The organism is Moorena producens PAL-8-15-08-1, from assembly GCF_001767235.1.
Taxonomy (GTDB): Bacteria; Cyanobacteriota; Cyanobacteriia; order Cyanobacteriales; family Coleofasciculaceae; genus Moorena; species Moorena producens_A.
In genome coordinates this window covers 4,302,817-4,322,852 of the sequence record NZ_CP017599.1, presented here as the reverse complement: position 1 = coordinate 4,322,852, position 20,036 = coordinate 4,302,817, and the positions used below count along the sequence as shown (strand labels likewise).

The 20,036-nt window shown below is 43.9% G+C and carries 14 protein-coding genes and 2 pseudogenes; 9 read left to right on the top strand and 7 right to left on the bottom strand.

Features of this window, described 5'->3' with window-relative positions; genetic code table 11:
- The first annotated feature begins 52 nt into the window (after nt 1–52).
- The 4 genes from rimO to iscB all read left to right on the top strand — a co-directional run bounded on the left by rimO (nt 53) and on the right by iscB (nt 6,566).
- Complete coding sequence (gene rimO / locus BJP34_RS16075) at nt 53–1,375, top strand: 30S ribosomal protein S12 methylthiotransferase RimO (RefSeq protein ID WP_070393210.1); 1,323 nt, start codon at nt 53–55, stop codon at nt 1,373–1,375.
- A gap of 918 nt (nt 1,376–2,293) precedes the next feature.
- Nucleotides 2,294–3,703, top strand: coding sequence for a DEAD/DEAH box helicase (locus BJP34_RS16070; protein ID WP_070393209.1), 1,410 nt, complete (start codon nt 2,294–2,296; stop codon nt 3,701–3,703).
- Nucleotides 3,704–3,928: 225 nt separating this feature from the next.
- Nucleotides 3,929–5,023 carry a threonine synthase gene (thrC, locus tag BJP34_RS16065; RefSeq protein WP_070396702.1) on the top strand — a complete coding sequence of 365 codons (1,095 nt, stop codon included), beginning with the start codon at nt 3,929–3,931 and terminating at the stop codon, nt 5,021–5,023.
- Between the two features lie 271 nt (nt 5,024–5,294).
- Entirely contained in the window at nt 5,295–6,566 is a 1,272-nt protein-coding gene (iscB, locus tag BJP34_RS16060; RefSeq protein WP_070393208.1) for an RNA-guided endonuclease IscB, read from the top strand.
- 9 nt (nt 6,567–6,575) lie between these two features.
- Here the strand turns inward: iscB and BJP34_RS50450 are convergent, their stop codons facing one another.
- From BJP34_RS50450 to BJP34_RS16045, 3 genes are all read right to left on the bottom strand, one after another.
- A complete protein-coding gene (locus BJP34_RS50450; RefSeq protein ID WP_070393207.1) occupies nt 6,576–7,166 on the bottom strand; it encodes a hypothetical protein in 591 nt (196 codons plus the stop codon).
- A gap of 343 nt (nt 7,167–7,509) precedes the next feature.
- Nucleotides 7,510–8,151 carry a hypothetical protein gene (locus BJP34_RS16050; RefSeq protein WP_149031007.1) on the bottom strand — a complete coding sequence of 214 codons (642 nt, stop codon included), beginning with the start codon at nt 8,149–8,151 and terminating at the stop codon, nt 7,510–7,512.
- Between the two features lie 634 nt (nt 8,152–8,785).
- Nucleotides 8,786–10,078, bottom strand: a complete 1,293-nt coding sequence (locus BJP34_RS16045) for an RNA-guided endonuclease InsQ/TnpB family protein (RefSeq protein ID WP_070393205.1) — start codon at nt 10,076–10,078, stop codon at nt 8,786–8,788.
- A 59-nt stretch (nt 10,079–10,137) separates the two neighbouring features.
- Here BJP34_RS16045 and tnpA point away from each other — a divergent pair.
- Nucleotides 10,138–10,546 (top strand): annotated as a pseudogene (gene tnpA, locus BJP34_RS36955) (IS200/IS605 family transposase).
- A gap of 70 nt (nt 10,547–10,616) precedes the next feature.
- On the opposite strand, the gene BJP34_RS43465 reads toward tnpA, so the two are convergent.
- The 3 genes and pseudogenes from BJP34_RS43465 to BJP34_RS47515 all read right to left on the bottom strand — a co-directional run.
- On the bottom strand, nt 10,617–10,760 hold the full coding sequence (locus BJP34_RS43465) for a hypothetical protein (RefSeq protein WP_158517251.1): 144 nt from the start codon (nt 10,758–10,760) through the stop codon (nt 10,617–10,619).
- The gene (locus tag BJP34_RS16040) at nt 10,747–12,105 is read right to left on the bottom strand and encodes a glycosyltransferase (protein ID WP_083305209.1); all 1,359 of its coding nucleotides are present in this window, start codon (nt 12,103–12,105) and stop codon (nt 10,747–10,749) included. The genes BJP34_RS43465 and BJP34_RS16040 overlap by 14 nt, the downstream gene beginning before the upstream one ends.
- Before the next feature lie 1,317 nt (nt 12,106–13,422).
- Nucleotides 13,423–13,681, bottom strand: a pseudogene (locus tag BJP34_RS47515) (IS1634 family transposase); the annotation flags it as partial.
- 96 nt (nt 13,682–13,777) lie between these two features.
- Between BJP34_RS47515 and BJP34_RS16035 the strand changes: the two are divergent.
- Nucleotides 13,778–14,848, top strand: coding sequence for a DUF642 domain-containing protein (locus tag BJP34_RS16035; RefSeq protein WP_083305208.1), 1,071 nt, complete (start codon nt 13,778–13,780; stop codon nt 14,846–14,848).
- 87 nt (nt 14,849–14,935) lie between these two features.
- Here the strand turns inward: BJP34_RS16035 and BJP34_RS16030 are convergent, their stop codons facing one another.
- Complete coding sequence (locus BJP34_RS16030; RefSeq protein WP_070393203.1) at nt 14,936–15,484, bottom strand: hypothetical protein; 549 nt, start codon at nt 15,482–15,484, stop codon at nt 14,936–14,938.
- Between the two features lie 215 nt (nt 15,485–15,699).
- Here BJP34_RS16030 and BJP34_RS16025 point away from each other — a divergent pair, with 215 nt between their 5' ends.
- The 3 genes from BJP34_RS16025 to BJP34_RS16015 are packed head-to-tail and all read left to right on the top strand — an operon-like array spanning nt 15,700 to nt 19,790.
- A complete protein-coding gene (locus BJP34_RS16025) occupies nt 15,700–17,157 on the top strand; it encodes a polyprenyl synthetase family protein (protein WP_083305207.1) in 1,458 nt (485 codons plus the stop codon).
- 22 nt (nt 17,158–17,179) lie between these two features.
- On the top strand, nt 17,180–18,709 hold the full coding sequence (locus tag BJP34_RS16020; protein ID WP_070393202.1) for a hypothetical protein: 1,530 nt from the start codon (nt 17,180–17,182) through the stop codon (nt 18,707–18,709).
- Nucleotides 18,710–18,728: 19 nt separating this feature from the next.
- Nucleotides 18,729–19,790: a hypothetical protein gene (locus BJP34_RS16015; protein WP_070393201.1), complete on the top strand. Its 1,062-nt coding sequence runs from the start codon at nt 18,729–18,731 to the stop codon at nt 19,788–19,790.
- Nucleotides 19,791–20,036 lie beyond the last annotated feature (246 nt).

The window sequence follows — 20,036 nt, the reverse complement described above, 5'->3', positions numbered from 1 at the left end:
TCAGTAGGTTATGTGACTAAGCGGTAGTATAATAAAATAAGATGATTAATGAATGGGCAAAAAGCCAACTGTAGCAATATCTCACTTGGGCTGCGAGAAAAATCGCATTGATACCGAACATATGCTGGGTCTGCTGGTTCAGGCAGGATACCAGGTTGATGCCAATGACGAATTAGCTGACTATGTTATTGTAAATACCTGTAGTTTTATAGAAGAAGCGCGGCGAGAATCAGTCCGCACGTTGGTAGAACTGGCGGAAGCCAATCAAAAAATTGTGATCACGGGCTGTATGGCTCAACACTTCCAAAGCCAACTATTGGAAGAGTTGCCAGAGGCAGTGGCAGTGGTGGGAACCGGGGACTACCATAAAATAGTAGATGTAATCCAAAGAGTAGAAACAGGCGATCGCGTTCAAGAGGTTTCTACTGAACCAACCTACATTGCTGACGAAACAACGCCACGCTACCGAACAACTTCTGAAGGGGTTGCTTACCTGCGGGTGGCAGAAGGGTGTGATTACCGCTGTTCCTTCTGTATCATTCCGCACCTCCGGGGAAAGCAGCGATCGCGTACCATAGAATCCATTGTTGCGGAAGCTGAGCAGTTGGCATGTCAAGGGGTTCAAGAGCTGATTTTAATTTCCCAAATCACCACCAACTATGGTTTAGACATATACGGCGAACCGAAACTGGCAGAACTGTTGAGAGCATTAGGTGAAGTAGACATCCCCTGGATTCGGATCCACTACGCCTATCCCACCGGTTTAACCCCATCCGTCATAAAAGCCATTCAGGAAACTCATAATGTTCTTCCTTATCTCGATTTGCCTCTACAGCACTCCCATCCAGAAATCCTCCGCTCCATGAACCGTCCTTGGCAGGGACGAGTAAATGACGCTATAATCACGCAACTAAAAACTGCACTTCCTGATGCAGTGTTGCGAACCACCTTTATTGTCGGGTTTCCCGGCGAGACAGAGCAGCACTTTGAACACTTGCTGGAATTTGTCCAGCATCATGAATTTGACCATGTTGGAGTGTTTACCTTTTCTGCGGAGGAGGGAACAGCAGCATACAAATTGCCTAATCAGTTGCCCCAAGGGGTGATGGATGCCAGACGGGATGCCCTGATGGCAGTTCAACAACCGATTTCCTTGAAAAAAAATCAAAACTGTCTGGGCAAGATAGTTGATGTTCTCATAGAACAAGAAAATCCCTTAACGGGTGAATTAATTGGTCGCAGTGCCAGGTTTGCCCCTGAGGTGGATGGATTGGTCTACGTTCAAGGTGATGCCTCTTTAGGAAGCATAGTATCAGTAGAAATTACTGATTGTGATTTCTACGACTTGTATGGTTCTGTAGTACTACCTCCGTAAACAAGCCACAGGCTTTAACTAGGGGCTGGTAACTAGGGGCTGGAATTAAACACTCCACCACTAGGGCAAGTAATCTGGTCAATCCTGAACCAGACATAATCCTTGGTCTTTTAGATTATGGAGCTTTTCACAAGGCCTCTAGCCTTATCAAAAGCAGGTCTCTGTTGCCCATAGTAATGGCACACTAAAGGGCACAGTAAACGCCAAACTAAACGGCACACTTAAAAGACCTGCTTAGGGGGTAAAAACTAGCTGAGCGGTGCATCAATTCAGCTTTGAGGGTCAAATTTGGGATGATTTACCCCACCCCAATCAAACGGGCAATACCTAGCTAGCGATGCAGCGCCGACCTGCGGGGGAAACCCCCACTCGCGCTTTGCATGGCTGACAAGGAGCCACCCTCAACCTGACAAGCGATGCAGCGCCTTCACGCGGGGGTTTCCCCCATGAGCGACTGCATCAAGACAATGTGTCTAGGGCATTAACCATTGCGTCTGTAAGACGTGTTCTAGTGGGATGAACCTAATCTCAAGCTTTTAGACACACTAAATAGGTCGCAACAGACCCCAGCTGATGGTGAAGCGCGATGCAGCCCCGACCTGAGGGGGTTTAAGCCAAAGCGCGACTGCCTATGGGACAAGGTGTAACTTAGGAGTTGATGCCTATCAACAGGTGCGACCCGTGGCGAATTTAATTCTTAATGCGGAAAGCGCACCTAACCAAATGGGTGGAAACTAAACCGCTTTCTACTCATCTAATCTCATCATAGGTTTGTCAAGGCAAAAGCCATGGTGACTCAAACCTGATTGCTCACTGTCTTTATAGCCATGACAGTGTTTCCTCACAGGTTCAACTACTAACTTTCTGACTTACCAGAAAAAAACCACAACTAACCAACAAAAAATCGAAAAATAACTTATGACCGTTTCTTTCCAAAGCCTGGGATTGTCTGAAACTTGTGTAAGCCAACTCGAAAAAATCGGCTTCACTACACCTACTACTATCCAAGCCCAAGCTATTCCTGAACTGCTCAATGGCCATGATGTACTCGGTATGTCTCAAACCGGTACTGGCAAAACAGCAGCGTTTTCCCTACCAATGCTAGATCGCATTGACTTGGACAAGCGAACCGTACAAGCCTTAATTCTAACCCCAACCCGAGAGTTAGCCCAGCAAGTTAACCAAGCGATTCGGGACTTCAGTGACGACCGTCGATTGCATATACTAACCGTCTGCGGTGGTCAGTCCATTGAGCGGCAAATTCGGATGCTCTACAAAGGCGCTCAGATTGTGGTAGGAACTCCCGGACGGGTGATTGACTTGCTAGACCGGGGAGACCTTAAGCTGGAAAACCTGAGCTGGGTGGTACTCGATGAAGCGGATGAAATGTTAAGCATGGGCTTTATCGATGATGTTAAGAAAATCCTGCAACAGACTCCCGAAGAGCGTCAGACTACTTGCTTCTCAGCAACTATGCCCCGGCCAATTCAGGACCTAGTCAGCAAATTCCTGAAATCCCCGGTCACTGTTAAAGTTCAGCAATCGAAAGCAGCACCAGCGCGCATTGAACAGCGAGTTTACATGGTACCCCGTGGCTGCTCAAAAATCAGGGCTCTCCATCCGATTCTGGAACTGGAAGACCCAGAAGCTTCAATCATTTTTGTGCGAACACGAAAAGCTGCTGCTGAACTAACCAACCAATTACAAGCGGCTGGTCACAGTGTGGATGAGTACCACGGTGATTTGAGTCAGAGTCAGCGGGAGCGGTTATTGTATCGGTTCCGGAAAAATCAAGTGCGTTGGGTAGTAGCAACCGATATTGCTGCCCGTGGTCTAGATGTGGATCATCTGACCCATGTGATCAATTTTGACCTACCAGATCAAGTAGAAAGCTATATTCACCGCATTGGTCGTACCGGTCGTGCTGGTAAGACAGGAACAGCAATTACCCTGATTCAACCTTTTGAACGCCGTAAACTCTACCAGATTGAGCGCAAGGTGCGCCAACGGTTGGAAGTTACCCGGATTCCGACCCGCTCACAAATTGAGACCCGGCGCTTAGAAAGACTGCAGGCAGAGTTACGGGAAGCTTTATCAGGGGAACGGATGGCTTCTTTCTTGCCAGTTGTACGGGAATTGGAAGAAGAATATGATGCTCATGCGATCGCAGCGGCAGCATTGCAGTTGTTCTATGACAAAACTCAACCCCCCATTAGTGACGATATCGAAGAACGAATGGTGGAACGTCCCAAACTGCGGCTTAACACAGACAAACGCCATCGGTCAGAAAAACCGAGAAAGCCTGTGATTCAGAATCAGTCAAGATAAGATAGACAAAGATGAAGTGTAAAGGATGAAGGCGTATTGGATGAAGTAGCAAACTATACTAGTTGCCTCGTCAAGCAACAACAATCAATGGAAAGGTTGACAAATCATAACCTTCATGCTTCATACTTCATGCTTCATACTTCACACTTCACACTTGATACTTCACCCTTAATACTTCCCTAACCAAACGTGGCTTCAAGTCTGTCTGTTTCTGATTCCTCTACTGTGAGTGGTGGCATTTCTACTTCGCTCAACTGGCCTGGCTTAGTTGAGGCTTACCGTCCTTATTTGCCAGTCACTGACTCCACACCAGTGGTAACCTTACTCGAAGGTAATACTCCTCTAATTCCTGTGCCCACTATTGCCAAAATTATTGGCAGAGGAGTAAAGGTACTGGTGAAATATGACGGTCTCAATCCTACCGGTAGTTTTAAAGACCGGGGCATGACCATGGCGATTTCAAAAGCTAAGGAAGCAGGAGACCAAGCAGTAATCTGTGCTAGTACCGGAAATACCTCGGCATCAGCAGCAGCCTACGCTCGTCGGGGGGGAATGCGGGCATTTGTAATTGTTCCTGATGGTTATGTGGCTCTGGGGAAATTAGCCCAAGCGTTGGTATATGGAGCAACAGTAATCGCCATTAAGGGAAATTTTGATGACTGCTTGAAAATTGTCCAGGAAATGGCATCAAAGTATCCCGTGACCTTGGTCAATTCCCTCAATCCTTATCGCTTAGAAGGTCAAAAGACAGCTGCGTTTGAGATAGTGGACAACTTAGGTGATGCTCCTGATTGGCTGTGCATACCAGTGGGCAATGCTGGCAATATTTGTGCCTACTGGATGGGATTTTGCGAGTACCATCAGCAGGGGAAATGCGATCGCTTACCCCAAATGATGGGATTTCAAGCATATGGAGCATCTCCGATTGTCGCTGGCAAAGTCCTAGAGCATCCCGAAACCATTGCAACGGCAATTCGGGTGGGCAACCCGGCTAGCTGGAAAAAAGCGATCGCGGCCCAAGAAGCTAGTAAAGGGGCATTTAATAGCGTTACCGATCAAGAAATTTTAGATGCCTATCGGTTATTGGCATCCCAAGAAGGCATTTTTTGTGAACCAGCGAGCGCTACATCAGTCGCTGGTTTGTTGAAAGTAAAAGACCAGGTACCAACAGGAGCAACCGTGGTTTGTGTACTGACAGGTAATGGTCTCAAAGATCCAGATACTGCAATTGAACACAGCAACAACCCATTGACAGAAGGGATTGAGCCCACAACTGCTGCTGTAGCAGAGGTGATGGGGTTAAAGCCGAAAGAGGCTTAGCGCCGTCGTACCTCATCCACCACGTCACGAACCCACCGTTAACCGCTAACGCGGTATAACGGGGGCTTGAATAAGCTCACGACGTGACCAGCCTCAGACTTTTTAGTCTACGTTTTTTGAGCTATCACACCTTTAGATGCGTCGCTAGTCTTCTGCTCTGTGGTTGACAGTTAAACAGTCATAAATGGGTTAAGACAGTGCTGTTAACAAGACAAACTCAAAAAACATTGGCGAAGCGAACTTAACCCTAGCAATAGGAGAAAACACAATTATGCGTGTCTTTGTACTCAACAAAAATCGACAACCTTTAGATCCATGTAAACCTGCGAGAGCTAGGATTCTACTTTCGACAGGAAAAGCATTGGTCTATCGTCGTTACCCATTTACCATAATCTTGACGGAGGAGATAAAGGATCCAGTAACTCACGAGCACCAATTAAAAATAGACCCTGGAGCAAAAACAAGCGGTCTAGCTATTGTTCAAGGAACACGGTTAATCTGGGGAGCCGAACTTACTCATAGAGGTTTCCAAATACGAGAAGCTTTGAGTTCTCGTAGACAATTGAGGCGCAGTAGACGTAATCGCAAAACTCGATACCGCAAGCCCAGATTTCTTAACAGAACTAGACCGAAAGGTTGGTTAGCGCCTAGTTTGACGTCTAGGGTTCAAAATATTTTAACTTGGGTTAAAAAGTTGATTCGATTCTGTCCTATCACCGGCATATCCCAAGAATTGGTTAGGTTCGACACTCAAAAGCTGCAAAATCCTGAAATATCTGGTATCGAGTACCAACAGGGTACACTTTACGGCTATGAACTTCGGGAATATTTACTTGAAAAATGGAATCGCAAGTGTGCTTATTGTGGGGCAACAGGTACTCAGTTAGAAATCGAGCATATCAAGCCTAAATCTAAAGGTGGTTCCAATCGGGTTTCTAATTTAACTATTGCGTGTCATCCATGTAACCAGGCTAAATCCAATCAAGATATTGAGCTTTTTTTGTCTAAGAAGCCTAGTATCTTGAAACGAATACTGAGTCAATCATTACGCCCCCTGGCTGATGCGGCTTCTGTTAACTCAACTCGCTGGAAGTTGTACTACGAACTGAAATCAATAGGATTGCCTGTTGAAGTGGGTAGCGGCGGATTAACAAAATTCAACAGGTGCCGCCAAAATCTTCCTAAAACTCATTGGTTAGATGCGGCCAATGTTGGAAAAGTTGAAACTCTGATTATTGAAGTAACCCTACCTTTGGCAATAACAGCCAAAGGACACGGCACTCGTCAGCTCTGTAGGACTAATAAGTATGGGTTCCCCATTCGTCATTGCTCCAGAATTAAATTTCACAAAGGCTTTCAGACAGGAGATATTGTCCGCGCCGTGGTGACTAAGGGGAAGAAGATTGGTACTTATGTAGGACGGGTCGCAACCAGAAAATCAGGGTCTTTCAATATCTCAACGAAATCAGGACTAGTGCAAGGGATTAGTCACAAATATTGTCGATTTATTCACAGAAAGGATGGTTATGCTTATACAAACTAGATTCTGTCCTCATGAACCTCTCACCGTTAACCCTGCGGGTATAACGGGAGTCTCCAAGGAGGTAGAAAGATGATGAATGCCATCTATGATTAACGAAGGCTGATCGAAATACATCAGATGACCGCTTTGCTCGGAAATAATCTGCCGACTACTCGAAGATAGAGTAGCAAGTTCAGCCTGGAGTTCTTGCCAGACGGCTATTTGTTGTTGCATATAATCTGCTGTAAAGCCACGGGGTAACTGATCCACAGTGACGGGCTTTGCAGCTGTTAGCACCACTAAAGGACGATCGCCTAAAGATGGGGTTGTTTGAGCCCGGTTTAGGTTTCGATGGAAAAGTTGTGCTTCAGCTTCCACAGCAAGGTTCGATTGAGGGGCAAAGGCTTTGAGCTGGGGCAGCATTTCTGGGGGAATCCGTCCAGCGTTGGGATTGGGCAAATGATGCAATAAGCGCAAGACTCTACAATTTCGATTGGATGCTCTACCAGTTGAGCCACCACATAGCAACGAGATTGAGCAATCCCTACTTTCCCAGTCATTTCCCTGACAGCTCGGACAACTTTGAGGTTCGACTACTACATATCGGTCTACTCGCGCCATACCTTTTCGGGTTTTCCCTTTGTGTCCCGGTTTTCCTCCGGGTTTTCGTTTCTGCGAATCTGATTCCTTCGACTGTTTTTTCTGTGAACCTTCTGATTAGATCGCTTGATGGCGGTTTTGATGAAGTCTGGCTGTCTTTGTTCAACAGGCTTTTGAGCCGTTCCACCTCCCCAATCAGTTGTTCAATTCCCTAGTTGGCAGTTGCAGTACCAGGTCCGGGGCTAACTGATTGGGGCTGCAGTTCCAGAGCTTCAAAACTGTTTGGGATAGCTGGCGGTTTGATTTCCATCCTTCTACACTACTACTCATCCTTCTCTTTTTGTCAACCCCATCACCTGAATACTTACATTGATTTTTTAGGTCTGTTGTGTTTTTTTCCATATTCTTCCCATAATTTAACATTAACATCTTGACAATAAGCAACCACAAGTGATTTTGCATGAAGCGGAACTGAAATTACGCAATCTTCGATAATAACTGTGTAGTGATTTGATAAGGTATACTGAATAGAATTAACTAACTGAGTGATATTAGGCCATTGCTCAAAATTGTGTGGTGGCTGAGGCGGTGATAGAAATAAACGTGCATCATCGATAAATAGGTAAACATCTGTCTTTAAAGAATTTACAATAGCTATTTCTTCAAGTAAAGGACATTGATCGTTTTGTCCATAGGTTAAGCCACCGCTCCAATGTGCATCCAGCCAAAATAATGTTGATTCTTTTAACTTCAGAGTTAACTTTGATAGCTGCGTTCTAGAGTCTCCAAAAATAAAATCAATATTTTTTATATCACTGTATTGATTAACTACTTTTGTATGAATATCTACAGAGTTTTCGATGGTAAAAACATGATTGAAAATAGTAGATGCCCATTTAGCTGTAGCCCCATAGTATGTACCTGTTTCAACAAAATTATTAATCTGAAATTCCCCTGCTAAATCCTGTATTAACTTCTCAGGTGGTCCCATTCTAACTATGCCCATAATTTTTTCCTCAAGTTTTTCAATTTAGTTAATTCGTAAGCATTCAGGTGATGGGGTTGACAAAGCCACCCCAGTTACTTGAAAACTGGAATGAGAGACAATTGGTTAGAACACTGTCTAGCTCCATTAGACAGAGCTTGAGTTAGGAACGAGTGGAGCATTACGCCCGCTTAGCACGACTTGACTGAATCACACGTAAATATTGTTGCCGAACGCTCAAACCCACTCGCCCGACGAGAACCTCCCGCCATTTTACGCTTGTTCCACCTCCCCAATCAGTTGTTCAATTCCCTAGTTGGCAGTTGCAGCACCAGGTCCGCGGCTAACTGATTGGGGCTGCAGTTCCAGAGCTTCAAAACTGTTTGGGATAGCTGGCGGTTTGATTTCCATCCTTCTACACTACTACTCATCCTTCTCTTTTTGTCAACCCCATCACCTGAATACTTACGGAATTTTGTTCATCACTATAATCAGTATTTGTCGGGTTGATTAGGCCATCACTACATGTTTATCACTACCCTCACCTTGAGCACAACCGTGAGAATGGTTGTTTACAGATTATCAAGGGAACAGTAGAATGTGAAGGGTTGAACTCTCCCCGCTTTAAAAAGACGGGGATTCTAAGCAGATGTCGTTACGCGGGTTGAAACCGCGCTCCACGACGCTTACAATACTTACTAGAAAGTGAATCTAGCTTGTATCGTTGTGGCAGGTTCAAAACCGCCCTACCGACCTTGGTTAGATCTATGTCTAACTGTGTCGCTACTTTGCGAATAATATTACAAGCCCCATTGGCGTCCGCATTTATCAATTCACCATTACCAGACCGATAAAGTCCACGCTTTACCCTTTTTCCACTAGGCTTCCACCCATCGGGTTTCTCACCGATCACAGGCAGAAAGTCTTGATCTAAAAAGCTGGCTTTACTGGTATAACTTTCCTCTGTCTGAACAAATTTGATGCCGTGTTCAAGGCACAACTGTTCAATTCGACTTTTCAATTTAGCAGTAGGAATTTGCACGAACTGCTGGTTATTCCTTTTTCCAATGTTAATACTGTCTTTGTTCCGCTTGTTCCAACCAAAGACGACTGTACTGACTTGATGTTTGAGGCACCAGTTAACGACAAACTTAGCAGCTTTGTTGACATTGTCACGCATCTGTCTGTTACGCTTTTCAGTCTCAGAGGCTAGTCGCTCATCCCAGTAGTCTTGGACTTTCCCTTTCTTTATCGCAGCTACACGTTTGTTGTACCACTGGTTTTGAGACTTAACCTTTCTGCCATCTATGATGAACGACTTTCCTACATTTGAGACACAAGTCAACCAGTTATTAAGACCTGGATCAATACCTAGGACATTATTTGTTGGCTCGACCGCTTCAGGAGTTGGTCTCTCGTAGACAAACTCTAGATAAAAGTAACCATTTCTAGGGACAAACCGATATTTTTTGATTGATTTGAAGTCAATATTAGATGGCATTGGTAGTAAAAAATGGTCAATGCCAAACCAGGCTTTGATCTGCTTTCCTAGAGTAAACTTGAGCTGGCCTTTCACTAGCTTTACCCACCGGGCAGGATAACTAACGACGGCCAGGCCACCCTTCTTGCGGTACTTCGGAACTCTGGGTCTATCTACTAACTGTCCTTTGTCGTACTTTTTCTTGAGGGCTTTGTAAGACTTAAAAGATTCAATAATTCCGTGCAAAGACTGTTGAGCACATGCAGACCTCATAGCCTTAAAGTGGACATTTGTTTTCATAATTTTGTCCAGTTCAGCATTATTAAGGTATTTGCCGTTTTTAAATAGCATCTGACGACAGTAGTATAGCCCGCAATTGGTGAGCTTATTGGCTTCTGAGCAGATGAATTCTATAACTGCTTGGTTTGCTGGTGTCGTAGTTATTAAATGCTGTTGACATCCGTACATCTCATTGTGTCCTCCTTGTATATATTATATGTTGAATATACACTTACCGTCAACACCACATGACCCCAAATTCCAAAAATACTTTCAGGACAAATCCACATTCCGTGACATTACTGAATTACCATTTTGTTTGGTGCCCTAAGAGAATAAAATCTGTGCTCGTTGGGAAGATAAAAATGAGGTTACAAGATATTATTTTTGATTTATGTACGGAAAACAACTGGCGACTGATCGCAAAGCGAGATAATGCCAGATCACGTCCACATGTTCTTGGAAGTAGACCCTACTTTTGCTCCGTCAGTAATAATTAAGAGAGTGAAGGGGCGAGCTTCTCATTATCTTAGAAAAGAATTCCCCGAATTACTAAAACTTCCAACCCTTTGGTCTCCTAGCTATTTCTGTTCAACAACTGGGAATGCCAATACAGAGACAGTGAAAAGGTATATCGAAAATCAAAAAGGCAAATAAAACGAGAACCGGGATAAATCCCGGTACGCTCCACGCCCACCCAATAAATTAGGTGGCTAACCCTCGCTCGTTAGTTCTCTGTTTCAGGATTTAAAAATCTCCTAACCTTTTCTTGTAGTGCTATGGCTGCTGCACTAGCATAACTATTCCTTATAGTGTCAAGGATTTTGTTGAGATTGAGGATAAAGGAGATTTGGAGTTTATGCTGTGACATGAACTAGCCTCAACAAAGGCTCAATCGCATCCACGGCTCTCCTGACACCATCTTCTGCTCTCAGCAAGCTACCAACACTGGCTGCTCGCTCCTCATAAACTGGGTCAAGTAACAATTGCTTTAACTCCCTAGCTAATACTGTAGCCGAATAACGATCGCGACTCACTTGCCGACCTACCCCTAAGCTCACTATCCGTGCTGCATTATCATAACGGTCAAAATCATCAGGCACTACCAACATTGGACGACCTGACAGCATTGCCTCTCCAGTAGTACCAATACCACCGTGATGCACGATTGCCATTGACCGAGGAAAAAGTTCAGAGTGTGGGGCGTAGTCCACTGCAATAGTCCCCTTTGGCAGGGACTCTGACGACACTTGTTGCGCTTCCTTGCCCATTAACAAAACAGCTCTATAACCCAACTCTCTTAAGGCAGTAGCCGCCTCAATGTAAAAGTTCCCCGCAGACATAACTGCCAATGAACCTAAAGTAAAAGCGATGGGAGGCTCCCCACTATCTAAAAACTCCATCAGTTTTGCAGATAAACCCTCTGAGTTGTGGGGGCGGTAAAAAGGAAAACCTGTAACCACAGTTGAGTCAGGCCAGTCCGGTTGTGGGGTTGCTAACATCTCAGAAAACAGCCCCAAAACTAAATAGGGTGAGTGCAAACCGTCAAATAGAGGATTACAGGGTGTTAAACCAAGTTCCTGCCGTAGTTGTTGCCAAGGGGCTATCCAAAAACGTGCTTGCCATTGAAAATGTCGTGCTATGCTATCTTGCATTCCTATGATCTGGGTTTTTTCCTGAGAGGAGAGGGGAATATTTCCGCTCCAAAGATAACTTTGGAGATCGTAAGCAGATGAGAAAGAGTAAGGAGAAAGAAAACAAGAAACCCAAGGGATACCAATTTTTTCTGCCACCAGAGGACCTGCAAACGTGAGGGGATGAGTGATGAGCAAATCAGCTCCACCACTTGCTGCCATTAGGTCAGCATAACTAGCCCGTAAATGGGGCATTAACATATAACAGACGACGTACTCGATCGCTCGCTTTTGGTATATCATTAGACTCAGAAATTCCCTATCTCTTTCAAAGTCAGGTATACTATCAGGTCTAACTGGATAAAATTCAATGCTTTGAGCTTCCACTTGTTGACGGTATCTTTCGCTAGTGGCTATTAAGGGGCGATGGCCTTGATTTTGTAAACCTTTAGCGATCGCTAGATAAGGGTATAAATCACCCAAGGTACCGAAGGTCGTCAGCACGATGCGTTTACTTGAGGTTGTTTTGGGCTGTGTTAAAGTAAGCTTTTCTTGAGGATTAAGCTGTGTTTTGTGAGTCATACCTATAATTTGATCAGGACTTAGGCAAAATACTATATGTACTGTATCGACCTAAGAGACTGTTTGTCAATAAAAAATAAAGTCGGTTCAGATAGCTAAGGCGAGAGTTTTTAAAGCTTTTTTATGGGATAAATTTAACCCAAAATGAATTATTAAATCCTATATTAATCATTAAAAATTATTTCAAAAACAGTCTCTAATACATCTATTAATTTACTGTCAATACTTAATTGACGATTATTTATAATAAAACTCGAAAAAATCTATAAAAATCTACTATGTTTAGTATATTTTAACCATTCTTTATAAGGTATAAATCCCATTTTATTTGTTGTTGAACGGTTAGAGTCAGGCTCAATTTGGCTGAAGTTGCTTCCGGTTTTTTTACCGGAAAGTGCAGCATTATTTTCTAGTATTGTTACCTCCTTACCCTTCCAAGAAAATTGGATTGAGGCGAACAAAACGCTTGACTTGTTAGAAGCATAACAGGAAAAAAATATTCTGGGAATCAGCAAAGCCTATTGTTGATATACCAAAGGGAACAGGGAACAGGGAACAGGGAACAGGGAACAGGGAGTAGTTACAAGGGGAAAGGTAACAAAAATTATGACAATTAATTTAGGATTAATATACAATCTTTATGATAAAGTTTAACCCCAAAATAAAGCCAAGAAAGCGATTGAAAACTTGATTACTCAGGTTAACAATATTCATCTCAAGCAAATCCAGGAATTAGCAGCAGAAAAAGCCGAGGCTGAGACTGGGACAGAAAACCCCTCTGCAATTTCTCCTACCTAGCTGAAATTAATCGATGGGAATGAATCTTATCTCTTGAACCCCAACTAAACAGGTAAGGGGTCTCCCGTTATACCCGCGCATGAAGCGCGGGAGGGGAATTACCTGACGGGGTCTCTTGGTTTTGGTATAATAGATTGATGGCGGTTGGACTGCCGCTCAATGGCTGTGGTAAATCGATATAGGTGCGCTTTCCGCGTTAAGAATTAAATTCGCCACGGGTCGCACCTCAGGATATCGAACGCGCCCCGCGTCGGCATCCGCCGAGGAACCGTAAGTCTCATTCGTGAGTAAGAGCGCGCCTACATCATAATCTTTGATTTGATGTAGGAGTAGTCACTAACAATGTAATCTCTATCCCTTGAACGATCGCCTCTTTTGGTGACAGCTAACGCGCCATCGAATTAGCCAGTGGTCGCCCTCGGGACTTTTAGAGTTTGACGGGGGCGATCGCTCTTTTAGAGTAACAAAAGAGGGACAAAAAAAATTTTTAACCTACATTCCGCAGGTTTGTCAGACCAATTGTTTCCGGAACTGTCTGATCAGTTGGGCAAAAATGGCTTGGTGTGATTCATTGCCATCTGCTACTCGTAAGTACAATGGTACATCTGAATCCCCACTGCACATCAAATCCACCATGAATTGTTTGAGGTCAGGTCGATGGTCTCACAGAGTTTCCATGAGTAATCGTGATTGCTGCTGGTTGTTTCGATAAAGAAGATGTCTTGGTCTTATAGGCTCCATGAACGTGAAAGGAACTTGAATCAAGGTGTAGACTCTCCTACCTGCGGAATGTGGGTTTTAACAGTCTTGTATTTTGTATTTTTGTAGTGTAAGTTTAAGAGTTGGAATATGTAAATTTTGTAACAATTTAACAATGAAACGAATACTACTGTGTTTGATGTCAGTCATACTGACATTCGCCTGCATTAATATCAGTCAAGCATCAGCACTAGCTGCCGAGAACCTAGTAGTAAACGGTAGTTTTGAAGAACCAACCGTCAAATTATTGGGATATCCAAAGTCAGTTCCGGGCTGGCAGTTATCCGCTGGTCCTGCCGTTGAATTTCAGCAAGGAATCGCAGGGGCAGCCTACGATGGCGGACAGCTAGTAGAACTCGACGGTCTTGCAGTTAGCGGCATTTATCAAGATATTCCCACCGAAGCAGGCAAAACCTACAAACTTACCTTTGCCTTTTCCCCCCGTCCGAATGTTGCGGACAACAAGCTGAACGTCAGTTGGGGAGATACCACGGTTGCACAGTTGGATAAAAGCGGTGAAGGTCTCTGGGATACCGATTGGCAGGTTTATACCTACGACCTCAAAGCCACCAGCGACAGCACTCGTCTGAGCTTCGACGACCTCAACGAAACTTCTGACGCTCTGGGTAGTTACATCGATGGGGTGAGCGTGGTAGAAACTATTGCTGCCGATGCGCCCTGTTCAGAAGGCCCCAAGGCTAATCGGATTGACTTCAACTCTGCCGAGCCGTTAAATGCAGCAGCCCAAACAATCTCCAGTGGCGGAGTTGCAGTTTCATTTGATAACCTCAACGTTATTAAGACTGGAGACACTAAAGGTGGATTTGGTGGAAAAGCAGGCAAGAACCAGGTAATCGCCTCGGATCAAGGCAACTTTAATGGTCGCTTTTTGACAGGGGGCGGCAGGACAGCTGCTTATCGCCCAAGTAACTATACTCGGGTGATCAAGTTTAGTAAGCCGGTAAACAATGTCTGTTTCTTCGTTGCCGACATCGACGCCGGTCAAGGAATCAGAGTAACAGCCAAAAATGCCCAAGAAGTAAGCCTCTATTCTCAAAACTTCCCCAGTTCTGTGAATAATGACAATGCTCTTGTGACTTTTGACTTGAGCAAGATTGAGGGAATTAAACGGATCGAATTGGTAGGAAACGATCCGATCGGTATCGACAATTTATCCTTTAATTAATCAAAATCAATCCTTTTGATTTTACAGCGATCGCCTCTTTGTAGAGGACGATCGCTCATTTAGACTCCTAATCAAAAAACGTACTACTTATAGATATGGTTTGACATCAATCTCTAATACATCTTCTGGTACACTATTGATTAAATAATTGTAAGTAGGTTTCTGTGTTTCGAGGGCTGATGGTGGGTTGCCAATAGGAGAACCAGACCAGGATTGATCAAACTCCATCCACAGTTCCTGCAATTGAGGATTAGCAGCACTATCAGCTAAAATCCGCATTACTACTTCATAGATACCTAACAACTCATCCAAATTGTTACGGGCATAAATTCTACCGTTTGCTAGTGCTCCATCCACAGTTAACCTACCTGCTACAATATCTCTGAAGGTATGGGCATCGCTACAGAAATCTATTGAGTCTGGTGATACTATATAATCAAATTTAAGTTGGAGATAATCGCCTCCTTCGGCAGTGACCTGCAACATGATACCATCAAAAGCGATCGCCACAGTTTTTTCAGACACAAAATGCATTAATATTTTCCATGTCTCTCCACCCTGGAGGCGAAGAACTTCGATCAAGCGGCGTAACCATGTCGCTAATTGTTCCTGACGTTCTGTGGTAGTATTTGTCATCTTCAATCCGGTTGTACAGTCATTGAAAAACTACGTTTACTTAATACAGACTTTGGCTCTTCCGGCTTTGCGGTGATAAGGCCAACTTATATCACGTAATTCCGCCAGTTCCAGCCACGTTGATGTTCGATTTTGTGTCTTTTGATACGTTTTAAACCACAGATCCGGAAGAGCCAAGATATTTCTCTGCTTTGTTGTGTTTTGGGCAGTGCTATATGGTAAATTATCAGCTAAAAGTAATCGTTACTCTTCCGAATAAAATGCCCAAGGGACAGGAACTCAAAAAACAGGATCTTGATGATAACCAAGCAACTACTCTAGTAGCCAATGGACATCAATCTCCCTCTAATGGTAACAGTCACGATGAAAATCAAGGTAGTAACAACCATTTGGTAACTATAAAAACTGCTCCAGAAGCAAAGGTTGAGCTAACTCAAGTTCCCCTCCCCAAACCCGAACAAGATAATAGCAATGCTCTATCTGCGGGGACACCAACTATTATGTCATTGCCCAACGGAGCTAGCATACAACTGCCCAATGGGGCGGAGGATATTGCAACTCCTCCAGGTGCAGAGAAACCACCGTTTGATCAAACCATTGTTAATGAGGTGTTACAGCAATCTCGACAAGCAATTACTGGCAGAATTATGCAGTTTATTGATTTGAAGCGAGATATTTCTGGAGGGTATGCTGAGTTATACGAAATGCTAAAAGATTATCCTTTTCGTAAGGGGAAAATGTTGCGACCCACAATGTGTATTAGTGCAGCGAGGGCTATGGGAGGAATGGGAGATAAAGTGTTGACAACAGCGGCAGCCCTAGAGCTATATCATAATGCTTTTTTAATACACGATGATATAGAAGATGGTTCTGAGTATCGGCGGGGTAAGGAAACTCTGCACCACGCTATTGGGGTAGCTCGGGCAATTAATGTTGGTGATGCTACTAATGTTTTAGCAGTGGGATTGCTGTTGGAAAACCTATCACTGATCGGGATACAAAAAACCCTCAACGTCTTGCATGAAATCGAATTTATGGCACAGCAATCTGTGGAAGGGCAAGCAATGGAGTTGGATTGGGTTGCTAATAATACGGGTCATCTGACAGACCAAGACTATTTTACTATGTGTGTCAAGAAAACTTGTTGGTACACCTTTATGACTCCCTTGCGGATCGGTTTAATTATTGGACACCCGACGGTGAATCTGACTGATATAGTTAAACCTCTGGCTGATATAACTCGGTTTGGGATGATTCTGGGAATTGCTTTTCAGATTCAAGACGATCTGCTTAATCTATTGGGAGAGCTAAAGACCTATGGGAAAGAAATAGGGGGAGATATTTATGAAGGCAAGCGCACAATTATGTTGAATCATGTTATTGCTAACAGTAATGCTGCCGATCGGATTCTAGAAATTTTGGCGTTGCCACGAGAACATAAAACACCAGAAAAAATTGGATTTATTCTGGAAGAAATGAAGCGTTGCGGTAGTATTGACCATGGTTGGTATTTAGCTCGAACTCTTGCCAACCAAGCTGACAATATCTTTGAATCTATGGATTTTCTCAAGCCTGAATCTCCCTTACAACCTGGAGAAAAGTGGAGTTCGTCTCTGCAAGACCGTCGCTTTCTTAAACAATTGATTAATTATGTAATTTATCGAAATTTGTAATATTCACAAAATTTAGGCAAATATGAACGCATTGCAACTTCCGCAACTTCAATTCCAACTGCAACCGGGTTCGACTCTGGTACTGCAAATGTCTTTTAAAAGCTGGATGAAAGAAGCTATACTGTTACGTCCGACTTTAGATGATTGGGTAGTGGATGGAGACTTAGTTCTTTCAGCATGCCAAATTCTCGATCCGCCTTATATTTATCTATTTTCTGGCAATAATGGAACTGAAACGATAACAATTTCCATTCCTGGGGATGTGTTGCCTGGGCAAAGATTAAAAACTTGGTTACGATTTCCTGGCATCCAAGAAGAGGCTATTCCTATTGATGTTGAAATTATTCCCATTGTGGAACCGGAGTCTCAAGTTGTAGAGTTTCCCTTTGCTGTTACCTTTCCTGTTTATGAAGAAGCTAATTCGGGCTTTTCCCATACTTTTAATGCAGGCACAGCGGGTATTTTTGGCCTAATATCAGGGATTATTGACCTGGATAAAATGCCTAGTCGTTGGTTGGTGGCAGAACTTTTAATTGTTATTGCTCAGACAGGAGAAGAATATGCTAAAACTTTACCCGGTAGTAGGTTGCTAGAACAACTTAAACAGACTGTTTTTTATAAAAATGGAACGATCGCTCTTACCTCCGCTCAACTCCCTAGTTGGATATCTGAAAGTTTGATGATCGCTAATACTATTCTAGGAGGCAGCAGTCAGACACCGGGAACTCAACGATTACTATATATCTGGGAACGATGGTTATTGAGTTTGGTGGGAACTGATGTGGAAGCAGAGGAGGTGGGCCAGCAGATTTTTGTGCCACCATTTTTGGCAGAAGCAGTCGTTGATAAACTGGGGATGGATGCTGAACGCTGGTTTGGTAGTCTTCTCTTGGGGTTGTCAGTGTTGTCCCCTCGTATTGGTAAGATTTTGGCAGCAATTGCCGAATTGGCCACCCCCACGCCCGTTGCTGATGCTAAGGCAGCGGGAGCAGGTTATACGTTGGCAACGGCACTGCCTGGATTAAATTTTTTGCCAGCGCGGTGGTTGGTGCTGGAACTGTTGGTAGTTCTCGCCCAAATAGGAAACGAGTATGCAGGTAGTGAAACGGGAAAGCAGTTAAGCGATCGCTTGAGTCGGACTCGCTTCTTTAAAAATGGTGTAGTAGCTTTAGCATCAGCAAAAGTGCCTCGCTGGTTGCAGATAAGTCAGTCTACTGCTACAGCTTTTGCTAACTCTATCGGCGCTGTAACAGGAATGGGGGGAATGTTGATTTTTTGGGAATTGTGGTTGTGGAGTTTGCTGCCAGATAATAGCAATATTCAAAACTCAGTTCCTAATAATTCTGCTAGGGAAGCTTTGAGTGCAGAACTGGGGATGAATGGCGATCGCTGGTTTGAGGCAATTATTTTGGGGTTGGCAGTTATGTCGCCCAGGATAGCAGCTATATTGGAAGCGATCGCTAATTTAGCACCAGAACCAGTAACTCGCCCCTCCACACCCCCAACTTCTGTTGAAGATGTAATTGGGGAATCTAAATCTATTGGGCGATAAGTAGGTTCAGTGTTGGATTATGGATGAATTAACCTTAGCTAATATAGAACAGTTACGCATTCCCACCGACGATCAGGCTTCCCCAGTAGATTGGAAGGATTGGTATCATTTCATTTTAATGGAACCCAAAAGCGGGGTGCGAGTGTTGGTGAATTTGACCCTCAGCGGTAGACTTACCAGAGGCGAACTGCAATTGAGTTTTATTGCCACTATACCAACGGAACTTCTAACTGCTGAACTTCCTCTGGAGAATCCTTTGGCAACATTCGGTACTGCCTACCCCCAGAGATGGGTAGGGGGAATGGTGAGTCGTGAACCCTTGTGGTTGCAGGGTCAGAATGTTTCTTTAGAAATAGATGGCAGACAGTCACTGCTAGAGGTGCAAGATGAAGGGTCTGGGTTGGCGATCGCCTTATTATCTGAGGCTGAGGCAACTCCACTTTTGATCACAGAAGATTCTCCTTTCGGTAGTGGTTTTATTGGTTGGGGTTTAGTACCTGGTTTGCGAGTGGGGGGGGAGTTGTCTGTTGGGGACACGAAATTTCCCATCCATCAAGATTGGTTTTGCTACCATGACCGCAATTTTGGTAGATTTCGCTGGGGGGAGGATATTGGCTGGGAGTGGTTTGTCGCTTTTGCAACTTGTGCCGATGGTAGAACTTTGACTCTTGTTTTGGACCGACGTACTAATAAAGACCATTCTCAATGGGGGTTATCTTATATATTCGTTTATTTGGGGAATCGGTTGCGGAAGATTTTTTTAGGGCCGACTCTGGTGATCGACTGGGAATGGTCGGCGACTACGGTATTGCCAATGCGACTGCCAGGAATTATGGCTAGTGTGTTTTCCCATCGTAGTTTGCCCATGCCAGAAAGTTTGCGAGTGGAGGCCGCAGACGAACGGGATAGTTTGTCTGTTTCGGTGAACTTTGATAGTGCGATGGAGTTGGTGGTGCCTGATAACCGCTCGCGTCAATATAGTTTTATTGAGGAAGTAAGCGGGAACGTGGAGGTGAAGCTCTTGCTAGATGGGGAGATGCTTCACGGTCGGGGTTTGATTTATGCAGAGTATGTTATCTAGATATATTTACCAGGGTAAACGCATCTAATTTTTTCATTTCTAGATATAGTGTTTATTGAATTTAATTAAAACTATATGTATAGTATAAAATTCATTGTCAATAAGAACAATAAAACCGGGTTTATTGAGAACTACCCCAGGTTTATTGACAAGATGCGCTTACCCTGATATATTTACTAGGATTTATCTCAAAAAACTAGCCACTACATTGGACACAAATGCAGAAAGTGATGGCCACTATGCAGT

What these genes read in the sequence shown, in the direction of transcription:
- rimO (WP_070393210.1), top strand. Translation starts at nt 53, where the DNA reads ATGGGCAAAAAGCCAACTGTAGCAATATCTCACTTGGGCTGCGAGAAA.
- BJP34_RS16070 (WP_070393209.1), top strand. Translation starts at nt 2,294, where the DNA reads ATGACCGTTTCTTTCCAAAGCCTGGGATTGTCTGAAACTTGTGTAAGC.
- iscB (WP_070393208.1), top strand. Translation starts at nt 5,295, where the DNA reads ATGCGTGTCTTTGTACTCAACAAAAATCGACAACCTTTAGATCCATGT.
- BJP34_RS50450 (WP_070393207.1), bottom strand. Translation starts at nt 7,166, where the DNA reads ATGGCGCGAGTAGACCGATATGTAGTAGTCGAACCTCAAAGTTGTCCG.
- BJP34_RS16050 (WP_149031007.1), bottom strand. Translation starts at nt 8,151, where the DNA reads ATGGGCATAGTTAGAATGGGACCACCTGAGAAGTTAATACAGGATTTA.
- BJP34_RS16045 (WP_070393205.1), bottom strand. Translation starts at nt 10,078, where the DNA reads ATGTACGGATGTCAACAGCATTTAATAACTACGACACCAGCAAACCAA.
- BJP34_RS43465 (WP_158517251.1), bottom strand. Translation starts at nt 10,760, where the DNA reads ATGTCACAGCATAAACTCCAAATCTCCTTTATCCTCAATCTCAACAAA.
- BJP34_RS16040 (WP_083305209.1), bottom strand. Translation starts at nt 12,105, where the DNA reads ATGACTCACAAAACACAGCTTAATCCTCAAGAAAAGCTTACTTTAACA.
- BJP34_RS16035 (WP_083305208.1), top strand. Translation starts at nt 13,778, where the DNA reads ATGAAACGAATACTACTGTGTTTGATGTCAGTCATACTGACATTCGCC.
- BJP34_RS16030 (WP_070393203.1), bottom strand. Translation starts at nt 15,484, where the DNA reads ATGACAAATACTACCACAGAACGTCAGGAACAATTAGCGACATGGTTA.
- BJP34_RS16025 (WP_083305207.1), top strand. Translation starts at nt 15,700, where the DNA reads ATGGTAAATTATCAGCTAAAAGTAATCGTTACTCTTCCGAATAAAATG.
- BJP34_RS16020 (WP_070393202.1), top strand. Translation starts at nt 17,180, where the DNA reads ATGAACGCATTGCAACTTCCGCAACTTCAATTCCAACTGCAACCGGGT.
- BJP34_RS16015 (WP_070393201.1), top strand. Translation starts at nt 18,729, where the DNA reads ATGGATGAATTAACCTTAGCTAATATAGAACAGTTACGCATTCCCACC.